This window comes from Streptococcus ilei (genome assembly GCF_000479335.1).
In the GTDB taxonomy this organism is placed as follows: Bacteria; Bacillota; Bacilli; order Lactobacillales; family Streptococcaceae; genus Streptococcus; species Streptococcus ilei.
This window is the reverse complement of the sequence record NC_022584.1, coordinates 1,481,831-1,502,590: the sequence shown is the minus strand read 5'-3', so window position 1 is coordinate 1,502,590 and position 20,760 is coordinate 1,481,831. Positions and strand designations below refer to the sequence as shown.

Annotated in this window: 20 protein-coding genes; 16 read left to right on the top strand and 4 right to left on the bottom strand. The window is 40.2% G+C overall.

Going from position 1 to position 20,760, the window contains the following annotated elements:
• Window positions 1-55 precede the first annotated feature (55 nt).
• From pgsA to N596_RS06935, 5 genes are all read left to right on the top strand, one after another.
• Entirely contained in the window at window positions 56-595 is a 540-nt protein-coding gene (pgsA, locus tag N596_RS06955) for a CDP-diacylglycerol--glycerol-3-phosphate 3-phosphatidyltransferase (RefSeq protein WP_023027422.1), read from the top strand.
• Window positions 596-1,423, top strand: coding sequence for an energy-coupling factor ABC transporter ATP-binding protein (locus N596_RS06950; protein WP_023024787.1), 828 nt, complete (start codon window positions 596-598; stop codon window positions 1,421-1,423).
• Entirely contained in the window at window positions 1,408-2,250 is an 843-nt protein-coding gene (locus tag N596_RS06945; RefSeq protein ID WP_023024785.1) for an energy-coupling factor transporter ATPase, read from the top strand. The genes N596_RS06950 and N596_RS06945 overlap by 16 nt, the downstream gene beginning before the upstream one ends.
• The gene (locus N596_RS06940; RefSeq protein ID WP_023027421.1) at window positions 2,243-3,037 is read left to right on the top strand and encodes an energy-coupling factor transporter transmembrane component T family protein; all 795 of its coding nucleotides are present in this window, start codon (window positions 2,243-2,245) and stop codon (window positions 3,035-3,037) included. Before N596_RS06945 ends, N596_RS06940 begins: the two co-directional genes overlap by 8 nt.
• Before the next feature lie 171 nt (window positions 3,038-3,208).
• Window positions 3,209-3,847: a LysM peptidoglycan-binding domain-containing protein gene (locus N596_RS06935; RefSeq protein WP_023027420.1), complete on the top strand. Its 639-nt coding sequence runs from the start codon at window positions 3,209-3,211 to the stop codon at window positions 3,845-3,847.
• Between the two features lie 166 nt (window positions 3,848-4,013).
• Here N596_RS06935 and N596_RS06930 read toward each other — a convergent pair whose 3' ends face one another.
• From N596_RS06930 to sdaAB, 3 genes are read right to left on the bottom strand one after another with little or no spacing between them, the layout of a single operon-like run.
• Window positions 4,014-4,640: an HAD hydrolase-like protein gene (locus N596_RS06930; RefSeq protein WP_023027419.1), complete on the bottom strand. Its 627-nt coding sequence runs from the start codon at window positions 4,638-4,640 to the stop codon at window positions 4,014-4,016.
• Between the two features lie 3 nt (window positions 4,641-4,643).
• Entirely contained in the window at window positions 4,644-5,516 is an 873-nt protein-coding gene (sdaAA, locus tag N596_RS06925) for an L-serine ammonia-lyase, iron-sulfur-dependent, subunit alpha (protein ID WP_023024777.1), read from the bottom strand.
• Between the two features lie 9 nt (window positions 5,517-5,525).
• Window positions 5,526-6,197: an L-serine ammonia-lyase, iron-sulfur-dependent subunit beta gene (sdaAB, locus tag N596_RS06920; RefSeq protein WP_023024775.1), complete on the bottom strand. Its 672-nt coding sequence runs from the start codon at window positions 6,195-6,197 to the stop codon at window positions 5,526-5,528.
• A gap of 230 nt (window positions 6,198-6,427) precedes the next feature.
• On the opposite strand from sdaAB, the gene apf reads away from it, so the two are divergent.
• The 11 genes from apf to N596_RS06865 all read left to right on the top strand — a co-directional run bounded on the left by apf (window position 6,428) and on the right by N596_RS06865 (window position 20,116).
• Window positions 6,428-6,970, top strand: coding sequence for an aggregation-promoting factor (gene apf / locus N596_RS06915; protein WP_023027418.1), 543 nt, complete (start codon window positions 6,428-6,430; stop codon window positions 6,968-6,970).
• 202 nt (window positions 6,971-7,172) lie between these two features.
• On the top strand, window positions 7,173-8,294 hold the full coding sequence (gene mnmA, locus N596_RS06910; RefSeq protein WP_023027417.1) for a tRNA 2-thiouridine(34) synthase MnmA: 1,122 nt from the start codon (window positions 7,173-7,175) through the stop codon (window positions 8,292-8,294).
• 137 nt (window positions 8,295-8,431) lie between these two features.
• Window positions 8,432-8,887, top strand: coding sequence for an NUDIX hydrolase (locus tag N596_RS06905; RefSeq protein ID WP_023027416.1), 456 nt, complete (start codon window positions 8,432-8,434; stop codon window positions 8,885-8,887).
• Between the two features lie 8 nt (window positions 8,888-8,895).
• Entirely contained in the window at window positions 8,896-10,809 is a 1,914-nt protein-coding gene (gene mnmG / locus N596_RS06900) for a tRNA uridine-5-carboxymethylaminomethyl(34) synthesis enzyme MnmG (RefSeq protein ID WP_023027415.1), read from the top strand.
• A gap of 214 nt (window positions 10,810-11,023) precedes the next feature.
• Complete coding sequence (locus tag N596_RS06895; RefSeq protein ID WP_506344841.1) at window positions 11,024-13,000, top strand: GGDEF domain-containing protein; 1,977 nt, start codon at window positions 11,024-11,026, stop codon at window positions 12,998-13,000.
• The gene (gene rplI, locus N596_RS06890; RefSeq protein WP_023024764.1) at window positions 12,997-13,449 is read left to right on the top strand and encodes a 50S ribosomal protein L9; all 453 of its coding nucleotides are present in this window, start codon (window positions 12,997-12,999) and stop codon (window positions 13,447-13,449) included. Before N596_RS06895 ends, rplI begins: the two co-directional genes overlap by 4 nt.
• A gap of 24 nt (window positions 13,450-13,473) precedes the next feature.
• Complete coding sequence (gene dnaB, locus N596_RS06885; RefSeq protein WP_023024763.1) at window positions 13,474-14,829, top strand: replicative DNA helicase; 1,356 nt, start codon at window positions 13,474-13,476, stop codon at window positions 14,827-14,829.
• Window positions 14,830-14,832: 3 nt separating this feature from the next.
• Window positions 14,833-15,105: a Veg family protein gene (locus tag N596_RS06880; protein WP_023027413.1), complete on the top strand. Its 273-nt coding sequence runs from the start codon at window positions 14,833-14,835 to the stop codon at window positions 15,103-15,105.
• A 573-nt stretch (window positions 15,106-15,678) separates the two neighbouring features.
• The gene (gene rpsD, locus N596_RS06875) at window positions 15,679-16,290 is read left to right on the top strand and encodes a 30S ribosomal protein S4 (RefSeq protein WP_003009175.1); all 612 of its coding nucleotides are present in this window, start codon (window positions 15,679-15,681) and stop codon (window positions 16,288-16,290) included.
• A 284-nt stretch (window positions 16,291-16,574) separates the two neighbouring features.
• A complete protein-coding gene (gene comA, locus N596_RS06870) occupies window positions 16,575-18,728 on the top strand; it encodes a peptide cleavage/export ABC transporter ComA (RefSeq protein WP_023027411.1) in 2,154 nt (717 codons plus the stop codon).
• Window positions 18,729-18,754: 26 nt separating this feature from the next.
• Entirely contained in the window at window positions 18,755-20,116 is a 1,362-nt protein-coding gene (locus N596_RS06865; protein WP_023027410.1) for a bacteriocin secretion accessory protein, read from the top strand.
• Window positions 20,117-20,152: 36 nt separating this feature from the next.
• On the opposite strand, the gene N596_RS06860 is transcribed toward N596_RS06865, so the two are convergent.
• Window positions 20,153-20,689 (bottom strand): TetR/AcrR family transcriptional regulator, encoded by a 537-nt coding sequence (locus tag N596_RS06860; protein WP_023027409.1) that lies wholly within the window; start codon window positions 20,687-20,689, stop codon window positions 20,153-20,155.
• Window positions 20,690-20,760 lie beyond the last annotated feature (71 nt).

Here is a 20,760-nt window from a genome sequence, read left to right as displayed (position 1 = left end):
GGTCGGTTTTGTCAATTAGATGTAAACTATTATGTAAACTAGTAAGGAGACTAGAATGAAAAAAGAAAATATTCCTAATGCCTTAACACTGATTCGAATTGTGTTTATTCCCATTTTTATTTTGATGCTAATATTTGGCAAAAGTTATGGCTGGCATGTAGCAGCAGCTATCGTATTTGCTGTTGCAAGTATCACCGATTATTTAGACGGTTATCTAGCTCGTAAATGGAACGTTGTTAGTAACTTTGGAAAATTTGCAGATCCTATGGCTGATAAGCTTCTTGTCATGTCTGCCTTTATCATGATGATTGAATTAAAGATGGTTCCGGCCTGGATTACGGCAGTTATTATTTGCCGTGAATTAGCTGTTACTGGCCTCCGTCTGTTATTGGTTGAAACAGGAGGAGTTGTTTTGCCAGCAGCTATGCCTGGAAAAATTAAAACCTTCTCACAAATGTTTTCCATTATTTTCCTTCTCTTTCATTGGGATTTATTGGGCCAATTGACGCTTTATGTTGCGCTAATCTTTACAGTCTACTCTGGATATGAATACTTTAAAGGCAGTGCCTACCTCTTTAAAGATACCTTTAGATAAATGAATAATATTATAGAAGTTCGAAATCTTACATTTAAATACCAAAAAACAGATGAGAACCATCAGTTAAATGATATTTCGTTTCACGTGAAACATGGTGAATGGTTATCCATTATCGGACATAACGGAAGTGGTAAATCAACAGTGGTTCGTTTGATTGATGGTTTGTTGGAACCTGAATCGGGTGAAATCTATATCTCTGGAGATTTGCTAACTCCTGAAAACGTTTGGGATAAACGTAGTGAGATTGGTATGGTTTTTCAGAATCCGGATAACCAATTTGTTGGAGCTACTGTAGAAGATGATGTGGCGTTTGGATTGGAAAATCAAGGGATTCCAAGAGATGAGATGGTTCAACGAGTAGATGAAGCTTTGAAAATGGTTCGCATGGATGAGTTTAAGGATCGAGAACCAGCTAGGTTATCCGGTGGACAAAAGCAACGGGTGGCGATTGCAGGAATTATTGCTTTACGACCTAAAATCATTATTTTGGATGAAGCGACCAGCATGTTGGATCCTGAAGGACGCTTGGAACTGATTCGTACGGTTCGAGAAGTTAAAGAACGATACGGTTTAACGGTTATTTCTATTACCCATGATTTAGAGGAAGTTTCCCTAAGTGATCGGGTTATTCTCTTTGAAAAAGGGAAAGCGACCTTGGATCTGACTCCAAGAGAACTCTTTTCTCGAGATGATTTAGATGAAATTGGACTAGAAGAACCTTTCGCGAATCGATTGCGAAGCATTTTACATCAAAAAGGTTTTCCAGTCGGAGAAACCTATCAGACTGAAGGAGAGCTAGAAAAACTATTATGGGAATTGCTTTAAAACAGCTTAGTTATACCTATCAAGAAGGAACTCCATTTGAAGGAGCGGCTCTTTTTGATGTGAATATGGAAATCCCAAGCGGTTCTTATACAGCTCTAATTGGGCATACTGGAAGTGGAAAATCAACCATTCTCCAATTATTAAATGGTCTGCTTTTACCTAGTCGAGGGGAAGTGCAAATGAATGATTTACACATTGATTCTGAGTCCTCTCAAAAAGAGTTAAAGAACCTTCGGAAGAAAGTTGGTCTTGTTTTTCAATTTCCAGAAAGTCAACTTTTTGCTGAGACTGTGGTAAAAGATGTCGCTTTTGGTCCTCAAAATTTTGGAGTAGACCAAGAGTCAGCTGAAAGCATTGCCAAGGAGAAATTGACTTTAGTCGGTCTTTCTGAAGAGTTGTTTGAACGGAGTCCCTTTGAATTATCTGGAGGACAAATGAGACGGGTTGCTATTGCAGGCATTTTAGCGATGGAACCTGAAATCTTGGTACTGGATGAGCCGACAGCTGGCTTGGATCCCTCAGGCAGACGGGAATTAATGAAGCTATTTGCGTCACTTCATCAAGCTGGCATGACCATCGTTCTTGTTAGTCATTCTATGGAAGATGTGGCAGAATACGCAAATCTTGTTTATGTTTTGGAAAAAGGACGAATTGTGAGGTCTGGGCACCCAAGGGACGTATTTCAGGATGTAGAAGGGTTAGAAAATATTCAATTAGGTGTACCTAAAGTGACGAAATTTGCTTGGCGTTTACGTCAAAAAGGACTATCTTTGCCAATTTTACCAATCACTTTACAGGAGTTTAAGGAGTTAATTGGACATGAATAGTATGATTTTAGGACGATATGTACCAGGTAATTCCATTCTCCATCGTATGGATCCAAGAGCAAAGTTACTGGGACTTTTCTTATTAATTGTTATTTTGTTTTGGGCTAATAATGTGATGACAAATGCCCTGTTATTTTTATTTGCCCTTGCTTTGATTTTGATTGCTAAAATCCCCTTTCGTTTTTTTATTAATGGCTTGAAATCTATGGTCTTTATCATCGCATTCACCACCCTCTTTCAGTTGTTTGCGACGACTGGTGGTAAGACTTTATTTCAATTTTATTTTTTGACTGTAACGGATAAAGGTCTTGCGCAAGCTGGTGTGATCTTTTGTCGTTTTATTCTCATTGTTGTATTTTCAACGATTTTAACGCTGACAACCACACCCTTAAGCTTAGCAGATGCAGTAGAAAAATTGTTAACTCCTTTTAAAATGATCAAAGTTCCTGCTCATGAAATTGGGCTCATGTTGTCTATGAGCCTCCGTTTTGTTCCCACTCTGATGGATGATACAATTCGCATTATGAATGCACAGAGAGCTAGAGGGGTTGATTTTGGAGAAGGAAATCTCCTTCAGAAAATCCGCTCTTTTATACCGATTTTAATTCCCTTGTTTGCATCAAGTTTTAAACGTGCAGATGCTCTTGCAATTGCCATGGAAGCAAGAGGTTATAAAAGTGGAGAGGGAAGAAGCCGATACAGGCAGTTAAAATGGCAAGCCTTAGATAGTATAGCTATTCTATCTATAGTGGCAGTTGGTGCTATCATTTTTTGGTTAAAATATTAGAATACCACCACTACATATAGGGTGTTTTTTCTAAAAAGATGAAGAAAAACGCTATTTATAGCGTTTTTTGCATGAAAAATACATGTTTTTGTAACCTTTGTAACATAAAATATAACTAACTGTAATATTTAATGTGTAAGATAGTATTATGTTCGAAAGGAGAATGTATTGATGAACACAAAAAAAGTCCAATGGACATTAACTTCTATTATCTCAGCTCTTTCACTTTTTGTTACTGGTGTGGTAGTGAATGCTGAAACATACGAAGTAAAAAATGGTGATACTTTATCAGAAATTGCGATTAAGAATAACACTACTATCGAAAAGCTTGTTGAATTGAATCAAATCAGCAATCAAGATTTGATCCATGCTGGTCAAATTATTGAGTTGGGTGAACGTTCAAACTCATTGATCAACAAAGTAAATACTGCCAAAGCAAGTCAGGAACCATTAGCTGGAGCTTCTACAAATCAAGTTGCAGCAGAAACAACAACTACTGCTACTTATAATGCGACACCAGTTGTTACGAATTCTGGAAATGGGATTGTACTTGCAAATGGAAATACTGCTGGAGAAACTGGATCTTATGCAGCAGCTCGAATGGCTGAAATGACAGGGGTTCCTGCATCAACTTGGGAAGCAATTATTGCCCGCGAATCAAATGGTCAAGTGAACGCAGCAAACCCATCTGGGGCTAGTGGTCTTTTCCAAACAATGCCAGGTTGGGGTTCAACTGCTACAGTTGATGATCAAATCCAAGCAGCTTATAATGCCTATTCAAACCAAGGACTTTCAGCTTGGGGATACTAAAAAAGAGGGGGAACCCTCTTTTTATTTTGTTTCTTATCTTGACAAGTGCGGGAAAGAGTTGTAAAGAGGTACGATAGTATTCGTCAACCTTGATGACCGATGTGTAGTCTTACCCAAGCGTGATTTTATACAAAAAAGAGGTTTACAATTTTGTAAACCTCTTTTATCAACTTAAATGAGTGAGTAAATCTAGGGGAGAATCTATGATGGTATCAGGACTTTCCTCTTTTAATTGATTTAGAGGAGCAAAACCCCAACTGACTGCAATTGTATGAATGCCAATGGTTTTTCCTCCAATGATATCAAATTTAGTATCCCCAACGATACAAGCCTCATCTTTTGGAATTTCATGATCCAACAGTACACGCTGAATGATATCAGCTTTGTGCATGGATCCAGGGATAGAACCATAAATCCCTTCAAAGTAATCACTAATTCCTAGTAAATGGGCTATTTCAAGACTCACTTCCTGATTTTTAGAGGTGGTGATGAATAAGTGGAAACCCAATTCCTTCAATTGATGAAGGAGTTCTTTGATACCTGGGTAGAGGTAGGTTTGCTGTTGGCCGGTTTCTTTGTAATAGGTGCGATAGATTTCTACAGCTTTTGTGACAAGTTCTTTTGGAACATGGTTTGTAAATGTAACCTCGAGTGGAGGGCCCATAAAGGTTCGAATAGTCTCTTTATCAGGTGCAGGAACCCCCAGCAGGTTAAAAGTGTGTAGAAAGGTGGTCTCGATACCTTCGGAACTATCGACTAAGGTCCCATCCAAGTCGAAAAATATATACTTCATAGATTACTCTCCGAAAATTTCTTGTTGTAGTCGTTTCCCAGTTGGAGTAGTTGCCAGACCACCTTCAGCAGTTTCTCTAAAGGCAGTTGGTAGGCTTGATCCGACCTGATACATAGCATCGATGACTTCATCAACAGGTATTTTGGATTCAATTCCTGCCAGGGCCATATCTGCCGCAATATATGCATAACTCGCTCCCATAGCGTTTCGTTTGACACAAGGAACCTCAACTAGTCCTGCAACAGGATCACAAATCAGGCCTAGCATATTTTTAATGACGAAACAAATAGCTTGGCTAGCTTGGTAGGGACTTCCTCCCGCTGCTAGCGTTAAAGCTGCTGCGCTCATAGCAGATGCTGACCCAACCTCTGCTTGACAACCTCCCTCGGCTCCAGAAATCGATGCATTGTTGGCAATAACCAGACCAAAGGCTCCAGCCGCTAATAAGAATTCCAATTGTTGGTGTTCATCTAAATGGAGTTTCTCAATCGCTGAAGTGAGAACAGCGGGTAAACAACCGGCCGATCCGGCTGTTGGAGTAGCACAGACCAAGCCCATTTTTGCATTGTGTTCGTTGACAGCGATAGCATTTTTGGCTGCAGTTAGGACAGTATAGTCAGAGAGGGCTTTTCCAGATTGAATATAGCGATCTAGTTTTGCAGCATCTCCTCCTGTCAAGCCACTTCGAGAAAGCTGATCATTGAGGCCTAAGTGGACAGATTCTTTCATCACCTCAAGATTACGTGTCATAAGAGTCAGAACTTCTTCTCGCTCACGGCCAGTTAGTTCAAACTCGGTAGCAATCATTAATTCTGCGACATTTCCTTCATAGTGGAGGGTCGCTTGCTCAACTAGTTCTGTAATTGAATAAAACATGGGGTCTCCTTATTGAAAGAAATTCACATTGTGTAAATGGGGAATTTGACGGATTAATTCAATCGCTTCGTCACAATTTCGAGAATCTACTTCAATGATCATAATAGCCTTTTCACCAGCTTTTTCGCGGGTTACGTTCATTTGGGCGATATTGATATCATAGCGGGAAAGGGCTTCTGTAACATGGGCAATCATCCCAGGAACGTCTTGGTGAACGATAATAATAGTTGGGGTGTTCATGTTCAGTGAAATTGCGAAGCCATTTAACTCAGTTACCTGAATATTCCCCCCACCAATAGAAATTCCGGTGACGGAGATAGTTTTATGCTCATTTTTTACCGTGATGGTCGTCGTATTTGGATGAGGAGCATTACTCTCCTTTTGAATAGACCAAACGATTCGAATTCCTCTTTCATGTGCAATTTCAAGACTATTGGGAATTCTTGGATCATCTGTGTCCATGCCTAAAATACCAGCTACAAGGGCCAAATCTGTTCCGTGACCGCGATAGGTTTTGGCAAAGGAATTAAACAACTGAAATTCAACTTCTGTCGGATCCTCTCCAAAAATAGAAGAGACAATTTTTCCAATACGAACGGCTCCAGCAGTATGGCTACTAGAAGGTCCAATCATAACTGGTCCAATAATATCAAATACGGATTGGAATTTAAGCGAATTCATCAGTCTGCTCCTTAGGGTTTCTTTTCTTTCATTATAACAAATCTAGGTCTTGTTTTCTCCTATTTGAGAGGGAAATTTTGTTTTAAACTTAAAAGATACTTAAAACCATTTTATTTGAGGTGTTATTTATTCTCGCTAACACATTGTTGAAACATTTGACGTGATTTCATAAAATTTCCGAAACATTTCTTCTGTAAGATAGAGAGCATACAGAAAAGGAGTGTAAAACCATGAATAAAAAAATGTTTGTAAAACGTGTTATCGAACTTAGCTTATTATCAGGAATGTTTATTCCTGTCCTCGCCAGTGCAGAATCTTACACTGTAAAGTCAGGGGATACCTTATCTGCTATCGCTAAGGAAAAGAACACCACTGTTGATGAAATTGCTAAGAAAAATAAGATTAGCAATGTAAATCTCATTACAGTTGGACAAGTTCTTGAGATTGAAGAAACTAGCTCAACTAAACAGACAACTGAGCAAGCTACCACCAGTAAAGTTGACACTACACAAGCAACAACGACGGGTTCTGCATCAAATGGCTTGAGTGCAGAGGATGCTGCGGCTAAAGAATGGATTGCTCAGAAAGAATCAAGCGGCAGTTATACAGCACAAAATGGCCAATATTATGGTCGATATCAGTTAACAATCACGTATTTAAATGGAGATTTATCACCTGAAAATCAGGAGAAAGTAGCCAATCAATATGTCGTTAACCGCTATGGATCATGGTCTGCAGCTAAAAACTTCTGGTTGACCAATGGTTGGTATTAAAGTACATGAAAGAGTTCAGCAATTGGACTTTTTTTTGATTTACAGAGCTGTAAACGTAGATAAAATAGTAAATAAGAAGAATGGCAAGATGCTTGTTTTCTACTATAAAGCGTGTTACAATTGATAATGCTCAAAACGACCTTCAATCGTTGAAGCAAACCACGACCTTCAATCGTGAGAAACGAAAAGATGGGAGAAATCTATGAGTGATAACTCGAACACACGTGTTGTTGTTGGAATGAGTGGTGGTGTCGATTCATCTGTAACGGCTTTGTTGTTAAAGCAACAGGGTTACGATGTCATTGGCATCTTCATGAAAAACTGGGACGACACAGACGAAAATGGGGTCTGTACAGCTACGGAAGATTACAAAGATGTAGCAGCAGTTGCAGACCAAATTGGCATTCCTTACTATTCTGTCAACTTTGAGAAAGAATACTGGGATCGCGTCTTTGAATACTTCCTTGCAGAATACCGTGCAGGCCGTACACCAAATCCGGATGTCATGTGTAACAAGGAAATCAAATTTAAGGCCTTCTTAGATTATGCCATGACTCTCGGTGCCGATTATGTAGCGACAGGGCATTATGCGCGCGTGGCACGAGATGAGGACGGCATTGTTCATATGCTACGTGGCGTTGACAATGGGAAGGATCAAACTTATTTCTTAAGCCAGTTGTCTCAGGAGCAACTTCAAAAAACCATGTTCCCATTGGGACATTTGGAAAAGCCTGAGGTTCGCCGTTTGGCAGAAGAGGCTGGATTGGCAACAGCTAAAAAGAAAGATTCCACTGGGATCTGCTTTATCGGTGAAAAGAATTTTAAAGAGTTTCTCAGTAACTACCTCCCTGCCCAGCCAGGCCGAATGATGACTGTAGATGGACGTGATATGGGCGAACATGCTGGTTTGATGTATTACACAATCGGTCAACGGGGTGGTCTTGGAATTGGTGGTCAACAAGGTGGGGACAATGCCCCATGGTTTGTAGTTGGTAAAGATCTGAGTCAAAATATTCTTTATGTCGGTCAAGGCTTCTATCATGAAGCACTCATGTCAACAAGTTTACAAGCTAGTCAAGTTCACTTTACACGAGATATGCCAGAAGAGTTTACACTAGAGTGTACAGCCAAGTTCCGCTATCGCCAGCCAGATTCCAAAGTGACGGTTCATGTCAAGGGTGACAAGGCTGAGGTTATTTTTGCAGAACCTCAACGGGCCATTACACCAGGTCAGGCTGTTGTCTTTTACGATGGTGAAGAGTGTCTCGGAGGTGGTTTGATTGACAATGCTTACCGGGATGGAGAAGTTTGTCAGTATATTTAAATTGACAAATTTTCTCAATTTGCTACAATAAGAAAAGCAATAGAAATGATGGTCAAAGCTCATGGATGTTGCAGGCTTTTTTGTCCTGCACTTCTCAGAGTTTTGACTATTTTTGTGTCGTTTCGAAAGGAAGTAACATGCAAGAACAGGATTTTCGGACCAAGTTGAATCAGACAGTTTTTGGTGTGAGAGCAACTGCTTTAATTGTAGAAAATGGTCGATTGTTAGTTATAGAAGACAAGGATGGTTTCTATACAATCGGTGGCGCTCTTCAAGTGAATGAAGCTACAGAAGATGCTGTGGTTCGGGAAGTCAAAGAAGAACTTGGCGTTGCTTCTAGAGCTGGTCAGCTAGCTTTCATTGTTGAAAATCGCTTTAATCAAGCTGGAATCCACTACCATAATATTGAATTTCATTATTTGGTGGACTTGCTGGAAGATGCCCCTTTAACCATGCAGGAAGATACAAAGTCCTTACCTTGCCGGTGGCTTGCTATAGAGGCCTTATCTACTGTTGACCTGAAGCCGGCATTTTTAAAAACGGCCTTACCAGAATGGAACGGACAATTACAACACATACAGCTGGAGAAATAGGAGAAAAGATGACTTATAATTTTATAGAAGAATACGATATTATTGTAATCGGAGCAGGACATGCGGGTGTAGAAGCCTCACTTGCTGCGAGCCGGATGGGTTGTAAAGTTCTACTTGCAACCATCAATATCGAAATGTTGGCGTTTTTGCCTTGTAATCCTTCGATTGGTGGTTCTGCAAAAGGGATTGTGGTCCGTGAGGTAGATGCCCTCGGTGGAGAGATGGCCAAGAATATTGACAAGTCCTACATTCAAATGAAGATGTTGAATACAGGAAAGGGTCCAGCAGTCCGTGCGCTTCGTGCCCAAGCGGATAAGGAACTTTATTCTAAGGAAATGCGTAAGACGGTTGAGAACCAAGAAAATCTGACTCTTCGCCAATCAGTTATTGATGAGATCATCGTCGAAGACGGGAAGGTCAGAGGAGTTGTAACAGCGACTCATCAAGCCTATGGAGCCAAGGCTGTTATTGTCACGACAGGGACAGCTCTCAGAGGAGAAATTATTATCGGGGATCTCAAGTATTCGTCAGGACCAAATCACAGCCTTGCTTCGATTAAACTGGCTGATAATTTAAGAGACCTAGGACTTGAAATTGGTCGTTTCAAAACAGGAACGCCTCCTCGTGTCAAGGCATCGTCAATCAATTATGAAGAAACGGAAATTCAACCTGGTGATGAAAATCCAAATCACTTTTCTTACAATTCGCGTGACGAGGATTATTTAAAGGATCAAATCCCTTGTTGGCTCACCTATACCAATAGTCAAAGCCATGAGATTATCAACAGCAATTTACACCGGGCCCCTATGTTTACAGGTGTTGTAAAGGGTGTTGGTCCTCGTTATTGTCCATCTATTGAAGATAAGATTGTTCGCTTTGCGGATAAGGAACGCCACCAACTTTTCCTAGAACCAGAAGGACGCAATACAGAAGAAGTATATGTCCAAGGCTTGTCAACCAGTTTACCAGAAGACGTGCAAAGAGAACTAGTTCATTCAATTAAGGGGCTAGAAAATGCTGAGATGATGCGTACCGGTTATGCAATTGAGTACGATATGGTTCTTCCACATCAGTTACGAGCAACTTTAGAAACAAAGAAAATATCAGGTCTCTTTACAGCGGGCCAAACGAATGGAACATCTGGTTACGAGGAAGCTGCTGGCCAAGGAATTGTAGCAGGGATTAATGCGGCTCTGAAAATTCAAGGGAAACCAGAACTCATTTTGAAACGGAGTGATGGCTATATCGGGGTCATGATTGATGACTTGGTGACCAAAGGAACAGTCGAACCATATCGGTTGTTAACCAGTCGTGCTGAGTATCGCTTGATTCTCCGTCATGATAACGCAGATATGCGCTTGACAGAAATTGGGCGCGAGGTTGGTTTGGTTGACGATGAACGTTGGAACCGTTTTGAAACCAAGAAGTATCAGTTTGAAAATGAGATGAAACGTCTTGACAGTATCAAGTTAAAACCTGTAAAGGAAACCAATGAAAAAGTTACAGCACTTGGCTTCAAACCATTAACAGATGCAGTTACTGCCAAAGAATTTTTACGTCGACCAGAGGTATCCTATCAAGATGTTGTCAACTTTATCGGACCTGCTGCGGAAGAGTTAGATGATAAGATCATCGAACTGATTGAAACAGAAATTAAGTATGAGGGATATATCTCAAAAGCTTTAGACCAGGTTGAAAAGATGAAACGAATGGAAGAAAAACGAATTCCTGCCAATATTGACTGGGATGATATTGACTCCATCGCAACAGAAGCTCGTCAAAAGTTCAAACTGATTAATCCAGAGACCATTGGTCAAGCTAGTCGGATTTCAGGTGTCAACCCAGCTGATATTTCTATCTTGATGGTTTATCTTGAAGGCAAGAGTCGGAGTATTTCGAAAAACCAAGAAAAAGAATCCTAACTTGATGAGGATGTAAATATGTGAAGGAAGTGGCTGAAGAGCTACTTCTTTTCTCGTTTTATAGTTTGTTTACAATGGTGTAAAGATTCTTTACAGTGTTAGACAAGTGATCAATCAATCCATGATCCATCTTAGCCATTTGTTTGGCGGAAAGGCTTGACTGGCCTCGCTTTTTCTTATATTTTATGGTATAATGGCCCAACAGAGGTTTATGATGAAAAAATTTCGTATGACTCCTATCCATTATTGTATGGTAGGTTTGTTAGCATTTATTATATTAGCCATCAGTTCCAGATTAATGGGTGGCACAATTGCAAATTTATTTGTGATTCTGTTGATCCTTTCCGGTGTCATCTATCTTTTTCTTCATCAATTAAAGCAAGTAGAGTTAGATGAGTTAGAACAAATTCAATATGTCAATCATCAGGCTGAAAATGGATTGGCCTCGCTACTAGATAAAATGCCAGTTGGTGTGATTAAGGTAAACGGTGAAACCAATGAAGTCGAGTGGTTTAATCCCTATGCGGAGTTGATTTTCTCCACTGAGGATGGACAATTTGATGTGGAATACCTGCAACAAGTTTTGGCAATTCCATTTGAGGGGAAAGGCCATTACGCAACCATTGGGGATAAAAAATATTCGGTTTATCTGGATTCCCAAGCTAGTGTCGTTTATTTTTTTGATGCTTCAAGCGAGTACGAAGCCAACGTCGGTCTTGTTACCACTAGACCGGTTATCGGGATTATGTCTGTAGACAACTATGATGACTTAGAAGATGTTGTGTCTGATTCAGATATCAGTAGCATCAATGGATTTATTGCAAACTTTGTTGAAGAATTCTCTGAAAAATACCATATGTTTTACCGAAGAGTTGGGATGGATCGTTTTTATCTCTTTACCGACTATACGGTCCTTGAACAATTAATAGAATCCAAATTTTCTATTATTGACCAATTCCGTGAGGAAGCAAAAAATCGTGAATTACCAATTACGGTAAGTATGGGATTCTCATACGGGGATGGCAATCATGATGAAATTGGTAGAGTTGCTTTATCGAATCTAAACTTAGCTGAGGTTCGAGGGGGTGACCAAGCGGTTGTAAAAGAAAAAGAAGAAGGTAAGGATCCTATTTTCTTTGGAGGGGGGACAGCTTCTTCTATCAAGCGCACCCGTACACGTACTCGTGCGATGATGACAGCTATTTCTGAAAAATTTAAATCGGTTGATCAGGTATTTGTTGTTGGCCACAAAAAATTAGACATGGATGCTTTGGGGGCATCGATTGGGATGCAATTATTTGCAAACAATATCAACGAACGCTCTTATGCTGTTTATGATGATAGGTCTATGGCTCAGGATATCAAACGAGCGGTTGAAAAAATTCAATCTGATGGAGCGACTAAACTATTAACGGTTTCAGATGCTTTACGGATGGTAACTGATCAATCCCTTTTGATTATGGTGGACCATTCGAAGACAGCTCTTACGCTTTCAAATGATTTGTATGAGAAGTTTTCCCAAGTCATTGTCATCGATCACCATAGACGGGATGAAGACTTCCCTGAAAATGCCATGATCACTTATATTGAAAGTGGTGCAAGTAGTGCGAGTGAGTTGGTTACTGAATTGCTTCAGTTCCAAAATTCTAAGAAGAACCGCTTGAATAAGATTCAAGCCAGTGTTCTGATGGCAGGTATTATGTTGGATACCAAGAATTTCTCAGTTCGTGTGACAAGTCGTACATTTGATGTAGCTAGTTATTTGCGAAGCCGAGGCAGTGATAGTGCCCTCATCCAGGAAATTTCAGCTATTAACTTCGATGAGTACCGCGAAGTAAATGAATTGATCCTAAATGGTCAAATGGTCTTCCCACATATTATTGTGGCAACGGGAGCAGAAGATGTTCCTTATGGGACAGTCACCATTAGTAAAGCAGCGGATAGTATGTTGGCCATGTCCAAAATTGAAGCTACCTTTGTTATTGCTCTGAATGAACAAGGAAGCATTTCCATTTCAGCTCGAAGCAGAAGCAAGGTTAATGTGCAAAAGATTATGGAGCAAATGGGAGGCGGAGGCCACTTTAATTCTGCGGCTTCTCAATTGTCAGATGTAACAATAGATCAGGTTCGTGCCCAGTTGATTGACTGTATTCGAGAAGAGGTCCAAAAGGATAAGGAGGAAGAAGAATGAAAGTTATCTTTTTAGCAGATGTAAAAGGAAAAGGAAAAAAAGGGGAAATTAAAGAAGTCCCAACAGGTTATGCTCAAAACTTTTTGATTAAAAAGAATTTAGCCAAGGAAGCCAACGCCCAAGCGATTGGGGAGCTTCGTGGTAAGCAAAAATCTGAAGAAAAAGCCCATGCGGAACTAGTCGCAGAAGCGAAAAAAATTCAAGCAAAATTAGCAGAAGAAACGACCGTTGTCCAATTTACAGAAAAAATTGGTCCTGATGGACGTACATTTGGTTCTATTACCAATAAAAAAATTGCAGAAGAACTACAAAAACAATTTGGAATCAAAATCGATAAGCGTCACATTCAAGTGGCTTCTCCAATTCGCTCTGTTGGCTTGATTGATGTGCCTGTTAAAATTTATCAGGATATTACAGGTGTTATCCAAATTCGAGTAAATGAAGGTTAAGTAAATCGTTAGAAAGGAATGACTATGGCTGAGATAGAAGAATTAAGAACCCAGCCTCAAGATATCCAAGCAGAGCAATCTGTCTTAGGAGCCATCTTTATCGATGAGGGAAAACTGGTTTTTGTTCGTGAGTTTATTGAGCCAGCAGATTTCTTTAAATATGCCCATCGGTTAATTTTTAAGGCGATGATTGACCTTGCAGACAGGGGAGATGCTATTGATGCGACTACAGTTCGCAATATTCTAGATAGTCAAGGGGATTTACAAAATATCGGTGGTCTCTCGTATCTAGCCGAAGTCATCAACTCTGTTCCAACCTCAGCCAATGCGGAATATTACGCAAAGATTGTTTCTGAAAAAGCGGTGCTAAGACGCTTGATTGCTCGTTTAACGGAGAGTATAAATCAAGCATATGATGGAGCTAGTCCGTCGGATGAGATTATTGCAGGTGCAGAAAAAGCTCTGATTGATGTTAGTGAAAAGACTAATCGGAGTGGTTTCAAGAATATTAAGGATATCTTAAATATCAACTTTGGAAGTCTTGAAACTCGGTCTTTGCAGACAACGGATATTACTGGGATTGCAACGGGGTATCGAGATCTTGATCATATGACAACAGGTCTTCATGAAGAAGAGTTGATTATTCTTGCAGCTCGTCCAGCGGTTGGTAAAACTGCCTTTGCTCTAAACATTGCTCAAAATATCGGAACCAAGTTGGATAAAACAGTTGCTATTTTCTCGCTGGAAATGGGTGCTGAAAGTTTGGTAGACCGGATGTTGGCAGCAGAGGGCTTGATTGAATCCCATTCCATTCGTACTGGTCAGCTGACAGACGATGAGTGGCGGAAATATGCAATTGCACAAGGAAATCTAGCCAATGCAAGCATTTATATAGATGATACTCCCGGTATTCGGATTACAGAAATTCGGTCTCGTTCTAGGAAATTAGCACAAGAGACCGGTAATCTCGGTCTAATCCTCATCGACTACTTGCAGTTGATTACTGGGACTGGACGTGAAAACCGTCAACAGGAAGTCTCAGAAATCTCTCGTCAATTAAAAATTTTGGCGAAAGAATTAAAGGTTCCTGTGATTGCACTCAGTCAGCTATCTCGGGGAGTCGAACAACGACAAGACAAACGTCCGGTTCTATCAGATATCCGTGAATCAGGATCCATCGAGCAGGATGCAGATATTGTTGCCTTTCTATATCGAGATGACTATTATGAACGTGCGGGTGAGGAAGAAGAAGGCATGCCGAATAACAAGGTTGAAGTCATTATTGAAAAAAACCGTTCGGGTGCGCGTGGAACAGTGGAGTTAATCTTCCAAAAGGAATATAATAAATTCTCCAGCATATCAAAGAGAGTAGAGGAATAATGGATGAGTGATGCATTTACTGATGTAGCGAAAATGAAAAAAATCAAAGAAGAAATCAAGGCTCATGAAGGTCAAATTGTAGAAATGACCTTAGAAAATGGCCATAAACGTCAAAAAAATAAGTTTGGTCGATTAATTGAAGTCTATCCTTCTTTGTTTATTATTGAATACACAAATGAAAATAGTTTACCTGGTGAACCAGCAACAACCTATGTCGAATCTTACACTTACTCAGATATTTTAACTGAGAAAAATCTGATTCATTACTTAGACTAATTTGGTTAGGGTGAGCTACAAATTTCAGCCGTCTCTTCTCGGAGATGGTTTTTTTATTATATGATTGTTATAACTATGTAAAAATATTGACAAAGCTGTCAATTTTACAATCCAATCTGTCAATAATAGACAGGGGATCTTTTAAAGGGTTTTGTTCTTAATCTTTCTAAAATAGAGACATTTGGGAGACTGTTAAAACAATCATGCTTGACAAGTTGTAAAAAAGTTGTAAAGATTCATGTAAACAAAATAAAAATGAGAGGATAGAAAAGGAAATACATGATAATCGAAGTCAGAAATTAGCGATTTAGAAAGTCGCTAGCTAGAAGCGCCCATTTTACTTTTCACTTATAGAAAGAAATACAAAAAAACGAGAAAGCAACTTTACAAGGACTGGTATTGGTGGTATAATAGAATTTGTGCGAAATGACAGCAGGACAAAATGAAGCTCGTCAACAGGAAGCCAGCTAGAAAAGTAACCTTTGCTGTTTGGGCGAAGGCTTTCTGAACGAATCAGGTTTGTCTAAAACGTTATTTCCTACAAAAAATTATTTTTATAGGAGGACATTTCAAATGTCACGTTATACAGGACCATCTTGGAAACAATCTCGCCGTCTTGGCTTGTCACTTACAGGTACAGGTAAAGAATTGGCACGTCGTAACTACGTACCAGGTCAACATGGACCAAACAACCGTTCAAAATTGTCAGAATACGGTTTGCAATTAGCTGAAAAACAAAAACTTCGTTTCTCTTACGGACTTGGTGAAAAACAATTCCGTAACTTGTTCGTACAAGCTACTAAGATCAAAGAAGGAACTGTCGGTTTCAACTTCATGCTTCTTTTGGAACGTCGTTTGGATAACGTTGTTTACCGTCTTGGACTTGCGACTACTCGTCGCCAAGCTCGTCAATTCGTTAACCACGGTCACATCCTTGTTGACGGAAAACGTGTTGATATCCCTTCATACCGTGTAACTCCAGGTCAAGTGATCTCAGTTCGCGAAAAATCAGCTAAAGTCCCAGCTATCCTTGAAGCTGTTGAAGCAACTCTTGGACGTCCAGCATTCGTATCATTCGATGCTGAAAAATTGGAAGGTTCATTGACTCGCTTGCCAGAACGTGATGAGATCAACCCAGAAATCAACGAAGCACTTGTGGTTGAATTCTACAACAAAATGCTTTAATTTTAAGAAAAAACTTGCAGAAAGCCTACAACAGTGGGCTTTTTGTTTTGTCTTAAAATGTTGATTTCTTGGGTTTGCTTAGATATTTGTTCCCTATGCTTGCTTCATAGAAAGAAATGACCGCCTGTAAAAATAGGCGGTTTTTCTTTTTCAAAATAAATGATCATTCTCCTGATTTGGAGATTTTTATGACCAAATACTTAAAATAATAAACCAAATAGCGATTTTTTCTTCTCCGATAGTCCTTTTTGTTAAGATGAAACAAACAATTGGAAAGGGTTCTTATGGGATTTAAGAAAAAACATTATCGCCAACAAGTTGACATGAGAGACTGTGGTGTTGCAGCTTTAGCCATGGTCTTTGGCTACTATGGATCATACTATTCTTTAGCTAGTCTGCGGGAGAAGGCAAAAACGACTGCAGATGGAACGACTGCCTTAGGTTTGGTCAAGGTAGCTGAAGAGTTGGGCTTTGAGACACGCGCCTTTCGAGCAGACCGCACTCTTTTTGACTTAGAAGGAGTGACCTATCCATTGATTGTCCACGTGATCAAGGATGGGCGTCTCCCTCATTATTACGTAGTGTATAAGAAAGATAAAAAACATCTTTACGTAGCAGATCCAGATCCAAAAGTAAAGATGACCAAATTGACGATCGAAGAGTTTGAAAAGGAATGGACAGGGATTGTCATTGCCTTGGCCCCGACTCCGGCCTATCAACCTAGTAAGGAAAAGAAAAATGGGCTCCTAGACTTTGTCCCTCTTTTGTTTAAACAGCGACAATTGGTCCTTCATATTGTTCTTGCAACTTTATTGGTAACCCTTATCAATATTGTTGGTTCTTACTACCTACAATCAATTATTGATACCTATGTGCCTGATCAGATGAAGCAGACCTTGACTGTGATTTCACTAGGTTTGATTGTGGTTTACATCTTACAGCAAATCCTCACCTACGCTCAGGATTATTTGCTCTTGGTATTAGGTCAACGCTTGTCTATTGATGTCATTCTGTCCTATATTAAGCATGTTTTTCAGTTGCCCATGAGTTTCTTTGCAACTCGACGGACAGGGGAAGTGGTGTCGCGGTTTACAGATGCCAACCGCATTATCGATGCTCTGGCTAGTACGCTGCTTTCAATCTTTTTGGATCTGTCCATTGTTTTGATTTTATCCGTAGTCCTGTTTAGCCAAAACGCTCACCTCTTTTTCTTGACCATTCTCTTGCTGCCGATTTATGCAGTCATTATTTTTGCCTTTATGAAGCCTTTTGAGCGCTTAAATAATGAAACTATGGAAGCCAATAGTGTCTTGTCTTCTTCTATTATCGAAGATATCAATGGGATTGAAACCATCAAGTCTCTTACCAGTGAGCGTAGTCGTTATCAAAAGATTGACTCAGAATTTGTGGATTATCTGAAGAAGTCCTTTGCCATGAGCAAGGCGGAAAGTCTTCAAAAGGGGCTCAAGCACTTGGCTCAGTTGATTTTGAATGTTTTGGTCTTGTGGATGGGAGCTCATTTGGTCATGAAGCAAGAATTGAGTTTGGGTCAGCTGATTACTTACAATACTCTCCTTGTTTATTTCACAGGGCCTCTAGAGAATTTGATCAACCTCCAAACCAAACTTCAAGCCGCCCGAGTAGCTAATACCCGTCTGAATGAAGTCTATCTAATAGACTCTGAGTTCGCAGAGAAGAAGCCCCTTCAAGAGCGTGAGGCTCTCGATGGTGATCTAGTATTTGAGGGAGTAGATTACAAGTACGGTTTCGGGGCCAATGTTCTAACAGATATTAACTTAAGAATCAAAAGAGGGAGCAAGGTAAGTTTTGTCGGTATTTCAGGTTCTGGAAAAACAACGCTAGCTAAAATGATGGTGAATTTCTACCAACCCACTAAAGGAACGATTCGTCTGGGAGGAAGGGATATCCAGCAAGTGGATAAAACCTTGCTCCGCCAGCAAATCAATTATTTACCCCAGCAGCCCTATGTCTTTAATGGCACAATCTTAGAGAACTTGCTACTAGGAGCACGGGAAGGAACGAGTCAGGAAGATATCTTGCGCGCTGTTGAAATCGCAGGAATTCGAGAAGATATTGAGCGCATGCCCCTCAATTACCAAACGGAATTAACAACGGATGGTATGGGAATTTCTGGTGGACAACGGCAGCGGATTGCTTTGGCGCGTGCTTTGTTAACGGACGCTCCTATTCTGATTCTGGATGAAGCGACCAGCAGCCTAGATATCTTGACGGAGAAGAAAATTGTGGACCGCTTGATGGCCTTAGATAAGACCATTATCTTTATCGCCCATCGGTTAACGATTGCAGAACGGTCTGAAAAAGTCTTCCTCATGGACCAAGGTTGTCTTAAGGAAGAGGGAAGCCATGAAGAACTACTGAAAAAGAATGGCTATTACAGCCATTTAGTTACTTGTTAAGAGAGGACTAGGAGAAAAAAGAGAGTATGATGAACGAAAAATATTTTGAAAGTGCAGAATTCTATCAGAAACGTTTCCATAATTTTGCTAGTTTATGGGTAGTCCCTTGTTTTCTTTTACTACTTTTTGTTGTGGGATTCTCTGTCTTTGCCAAGAAGGAAGTGACCTTGTCTAGTCGAGGGACAATTGAAGCTACGCGCGTGATTGATCAAATCCAATCAACCAGTAATTCTCCCATTCAAGTCAACCATCTAAAGGAAAATAAAGAGATTAAGAAGGGAGAAATCTTGGTAGAATACCAAGAGGACCAGGAAAAACAACAAGGAATGAGCTTAACGCAACAGCTAGACCTCTTAAAGAAACAGGAGGAACAATTAAAATTGTTGAAAACGAGCATTGAGACAGGGGAGAGCCAGTTTACAGGAAATGAGCATTTTGGTTATGACCAGCTGTTTAAGGATTACCAGCAACAGATAGCGATTCTCCAAGCTCAAGCCCATCAACAAAATGCAACCATTGCTTCTCAAAATGCCAGTGCAAGTTCCAGTCAAGCAGAAATTGGCCAAGTTATCCAAGACCAAGAGAAGCGCTTAGCTGATTACCATAGTCTAAAATCAGCTCTACTAGAGGGGAGAAGTCTGGATGCGACTCATCCACTTTACTCTTTCTACCAGAGTTACGCTCAGCAAGCACACGGAGAGGAAAATGCTCAAGCACAAGCTTCTTTTATTGGCCAGCTGGATAGTCAAATCCAGCAGTTAGAGGCAAGTATTTCTAATTATCGCATCCAATATGCGGGATCCGGAAGCCAACAAGCTTATTCGACCAGTTTAGATAGTCAAATAGCCTCCCTGAAAGCTCAACAACTGAGTAAGGTCGGACAAGATCTTCTGCTTCTTTCTCAGCAAATCGCAGATCTAGAAAGTAAGGTAAAAACACAAGAAACTCTTCTTCAGAAGACTCGGATTCTAGCGAAGGATGAAGGGGTGCTTCATTTGAATGATGAAACAAAAGGAGCGAGTATTGTAGCGGAAGGGACTCCTCTGGCTCAAGTTTATCCTCTCATTCAGAAAGAAAAAGAAGTCAAGATTGTCACCTATATTCCTTCAAAAGATATAGCCACGATTCATGTGGGAGATCGGATTCGCTTTAGCACGCAGGGAAGTAAACAAAAACCAATTACGCTAGAAGTCCGTATTAGCTCAATAGCTTCGAGTGCAACTCGGACAGAACAAGGCAACTTTTTCAAAATAGAGGGAGTTCTTCGTCTTAAGGATCATGAGGCCAAGCTCCTACGGTACGGTTTGGAAGGGAAGTGTGTCTTGATTACAGGAGAAAAATCCTACTTCAGTTTCTTTGTGGATCAATTTTTAGGAGCGGGGAACTAAAGAAGGATAATAGAAAAAGAGACCGAGGTCTCTTTTTTATTCCAGCATTTTTAATAGGAAGTCAGCCATTTGTTGCGGGCTTTCTTTTTGGCCTCGCGCAACCCACATTTGACAGACTCCAAAGAAGGCATTGGTGAGGTAGACAGAACTGTAGTCTCTTTCGATTTCTGTCAAAGATCGATGGCCATAACGCTCTTGCAAGCTATCGACTAGTAGAACTTGTAGTTTATGCCGTAAGAAGGATTGAATTTCTTTTGTCCCATTCTCGGTTAGAAGGACAGCAAAGAGGGGCTCCTTGGTGAGAAATTCGAAAACTTCGGTAACGGCTTGGTGTTTATCTTCTTTTTGTTTGTCAAAGATGTATTCAACTTTGTGGAAAAATTCCTGTTGGTAGCGCTCGATCATATCATACTTATCGCGGTAGTGGGTATAGAAGCTACTCCGGCTGATACCAGCCTCTTTTGCCAACTGAACGGTTGAAATCTCATCAAAGGACTCTCTATGAAGCAGGTCAACCATGGCTTCCTGGATGATATGTTTTGTTTTTATTCTCTTGTTGCTTTCGGTAACCATTCTAGTCCCTTTCTTTTATATACAAAATTATACACAGTGTCCAAAAATCGCTTTTTTAACTTGCGGTTTTT

Coding starts and splice junctions, on each gene's coding strand:
- apf (WP_023027418.1), top strand. CDS start 6,428: ATGAATAAAAAAATGTTTGTAAAACGTGTTATCGAACTTAGCTTATTA.
- N596_RS06880 (WP_023027413.1), top strand. CDS start 14,833: ATGAGTGATGCATTTACTGATGTAGCGAAAATGAAAAAAATCAAAGAA.
- mnmA (WP_023027417.1), top strand. CDS start 7,173: ATGAGTGATAACTCGAACACACGTGTTGTTGTTGGAATGAGTGGTGGT.
- N596_RS06860 (WP_023027409.1), bottom strand. CDS start 20,689: ATGGTTACCGAAAGCAACAAGAGAATAAAAACAAAACATATCATCCAG.
- comA (WP_023027411.1), top strand. CDS start 16,575: ATGGGATTTAAGAAAAAACATTATCGCCAACAAGTTGACATGAGAGAC.
- N596_RS06865 (WP_023027410.1), top strand. CDS start 18,755: ATGATGAACGAAAAATATTTTGAAAGTGCAGAATTCTATCAGAAACGT.
- N596_RS06945 (WP_023024785.1), top strand. CDS start 1,408: ATGGGAATTGCTTTAAAACAGCTTAGTTATACCTATCAAGAAGGAACT.
- rpsD (WP_003009175.1), top strand. CDS start 15,679: ATGTCACGTTATACAGGACCATCTTGGAAACAATCTCGCCGTCTTGGC.
- sdaAA (WP_023024777.1), bottom strand. CDS start 5,516: ATGTTTTATTCAATTACAGAACTAGTTGAGCAAGCGACCCTCCACTAT.
- N596_RS06935 (WP_023027420.1), top strand. CDS start 3,209: ATGAACACAAAAAAAGTCCAATGGACATTAACTTCTATTATCTCAGCT.
- mnmG (WP_023027415.1), top strand. CDS start 8,896: ATGACTTATAATTTTATAGAAGAATACGATATTATTGTAATCGGAGCA.
- rplI (WP_023024764.1), top strand. CDS start 12,997: ATGAAAGTTATCTTTTTAGCAGATGTAAAAGGAAAAGGAAAAAAAGGG.
- dnaB (WP_023024763.1), top strand. CDS start 13,474: ATGGCTGAGATAGAAGAATTAAGAACCCAGCCTCAAGATATCCAAGCA.
- N596_RS06930 (WP_023027419.1), bottom strand. CDS start 4,640: ATGAAGTATATATTTTTCGACTTGGATGGGACCTTAGTCGATAGTTCC.
- N596_RS06895 (WP_506344841.1), top strand. CDS start 11,024: ATGAAAAAATTTCGTATGACTCCTATCCATTATTGTATGGTAGGTTTG.
- pgsA (WP_023027422.1), top strand. CDS start 56: ATGAAAAAAGAAAATATTCCTAATGCCTTAACACTGATTCGAATTGTG.
- N596_RS06905 (WP_023027416.1), top strand. CDS start 8,432: ATGCAAGAACAGGATTTTCGGACCAAGTTGAATCAGACAGTTTTTGGT.
- sdaAB (WP_023024775.1), bottom strand. CDS start 6,197: ATGAATTCGCTTAAATTCCAATCCGTATTTGATATTATTGGACCAGTT.
- N596_RS06940 (WP_023027421.1), top strand. CDS start 2,243: ATGAATAGTATGATTTTAGGACGATATGTACCAGGTAATTCCATTCTC.
- N596_RS06950 (WP_023024787.1), top strand. CDS start 596: ATGAATAATATTATAGAAGTTCGAAATCTTACATTTAAATACCAAAAA.